The sequence below is a fragment of the Mycobacterium sp. 1245499.0 genome, from assembly GCF_001673615.1.
Classification (GTDB): domain Bacteria; phylum Actinomycetota; class Actinomycetes; order Mycobacteriales; family Mycobacteriaceae; genus Mycobacterium; species Mycobacterium europaeum_A.
Genome location: NZ_LZMG01000291.1, coordinates 1 through 2,045, shown reverse-complemented (window position 1 = coordinate 2,045; position 2,045 = coordinate 1). Strand labels below are relative to the sequence as shown.

The window sequence follows — 2,045 nt, the reverse complement described above, 5'->3', positions numbered from 1 at the left end:
CACCCGGACCCGAACCACTTGGGCCGCAACGCATCCCAATGCCAGGGCCTGAGCCCGCGCGGTGGCGGCGACGGCGGCCGAGTCGGGTTGCAGCCCGTGGTCGACGACCACCGCCGTGGTGGGCCGCAGCCGGGCGGCCACGGCGGTGAGGGCCAGGGAATCGGGTCCGCCGGACAGCGCCACGCACCACGGATCGTCGGTGGCGAGGTGGGTCTTGGCGAACGCCTCGACAGCCGCACGCAGCTGTTCTACAGCACCCTGTCGATCCATCGCTGGGGTTCTTCGATCTCGATGGGCAGCGGGAGCGTCTCGGGGCCGGTCCAGATGGCGTTGAACCGGGCCATGCCCACCTGGCCCACCACGTGGTCGACGAACGCCTTGCCGCGGGTGTACTGGCTGAGCTTGGCGTCGAGTCCCAGCAGCGCGCGCAACAACCGCTGCAGTGGCGGTTGCTTGCGGTGGCGGCGCTCGTCGAACCGGCGGCGGATGGTGGCCACCGACGGCACCGCCATCGGCCCGACGGCGTCCATGACGTGGTCGGCGTGGCCCTCCAGCAGGGTGCCGAGCACCAGCAGCCGGTCCAGCGCCTGCCGTTGCGGTTCGGACTGCACCGCGCGCACCAGGCCGAGGATCCCCGCCGAGTTGGCGTCGGATTCCGGGGCCCCGCTGCCGCGGTTGCGGGCGTATTCGGCCAGCCGGCCGATCACCTGCCCCATGTCCTCCCCGGCGTCGCGGGTCAACAGGCCAAGCGCTTGCGACATGTAATCGGGCAGCCACGGGTTGGCGGTGAACTGCACGCGATGGGTCACCTCGTGCAGGCACACCCACAGCCGGAAGTCGGACGGCTCGATGCGAAGCTGCCGCTCGACGGCGAGGACGTTGGGATACACCAGCAGCAGACAGCCGGTCCGGGCGCCGTCAGCGGCGGCGAACGGGTCGTATTGGCCGAGGATCCCCGAGGAGACGTAAGCCAGGACGGCGCCCGTCTGCGCGCCGGTGACGCGGCCGGTGAAAAAGCCGCGCGGCTTCTCGGCGCCGTTCATCATCACCCGCATCGACTCGGTGGCCGCGGCGATCCAATCGGGGCGGTCGACGATGCGGGCGGCCGGCACATGGCCCCTGTCAAAGCCGTCGGTGATCAGGCCGGTGACGTCACGCACCAGCGGTTCGGCCTTGACCGACGAGGTGGCGAGTTCGTCGATCACCTGGCGGCGGGTGTAGTCGCTGGACGGCGGGCCGGGCCTGGCCAGCCGCCGACCCACCGTGGCCGCGAACCGCCAGTCGACCGCGGTGCCCAGCGTCAGCTCCGACGCCGGCGTCATGAGCACCCACAGGACCACAGCCGGGTCGCCAGCGCGTCCATCACGTTGCGGCCGTTCGGGCCGGCGTTGTTGGAGATGAACGCGAAGGTGAGCACCCGGCCGCTGCGGTCGGTGAGCACCCCGGCCAGCGCGTTGATGCCGGTCAGGGAGCCGGTTTTGGCCCGCAGCCAGCCCGCCGGCCCCTGGGCCGTGGAGGCATCGGTGAAGCGATCGGCCAGCGTCCCGCTACCGGCGGCGATGGGGAGCAGGTCCAGCAGCGCCCGCAGCGACGGCTGGTCGGGCCCGGCCGCCGCCTGCAGCACGCCGTCGAGCGTCTTGGCCGTCAACCGGTCGTCGACCGAGAGTCCACTGGAATCCAGCAGCACCACGCCCGCGGTGTCGACGTGGGCGGTGGTCAGCCGGTTGGTCACCGCGTCGGCGGCGCCGGCGAAGCTGCGCGGCCGGTTGATCGCCGCCGCCACCTCGCGGGCGATGCTCTCGGCCAGCACGTTGTCGGAGTGGTCCATCATCTCGGACAGCCGCTGGACCAGCGGCGCCGACTGCACCACCGCCAGCTGCCGGGCTCCCGACGGCGCGGTGGCGATCGTCACCGCGTTGGGGTCCAGGCCCAGCGCCTTGGCCAGCTCCCGGCCGGCGTCCAGGGCCGGGGTGCGGGACCGCCGCGAGTTGACCGTGCTCGGCTGGATGCGTCCGGCGTCGATCATCACCGACTCGATCGGCGCG

At 72.3% G+C, this 2,045-nt stretch carries 3 protein-coding genes; all 3 read right to left on the bottom strand.

Annotated elements, in window-relative coordinates; all coding sequences use genetic code 11:
• A partial coding sequence (locus tag A5646_RS17265) for an ATP-binding protein (RefSeq protein ID WP_231998351.1) occupies window positions 1-270 on the bottom strand: 270 nt, incomplete at its 3' end.
• On the bottom strand, window positions 249-1,322 hold the full coding sequence (locus A5646_RS17260) for a zinc-dependent metalloprotease (RefSeq protein WP_066880031.1): 1,074 nt from the start codon (window positions 1,320-1,322) through the stop codon (window positions 249-251). The genes A5646_RS17260 and A5646_RS17265, both read right to left, overlap by 22 nt.
• On the bottom strand, window positions 1,319-2,045 hold a 727-nt coding region (gene dacB / locus A5646_RS17255), incomplete at its 5' end, for a D-alanyl-D-alanine carboxypeptidase/D-alanyl-D-alanine-endopeptidase (RefSeq protein ID WP_067022950.1). The genes dacB and A5646_RS17260, both read right to left, overlap by 4 nt.

What these genes read in the sequence shown, in the direction of transcription:
- A5646_RS17260 (WP_066880031.1), bottom strand. Translation starts at nt 1,322, where the DNA reads ATGACGCCGGCGTCGGAGCTGACGCTGGGCACCGCGGTCGACTGGCGG.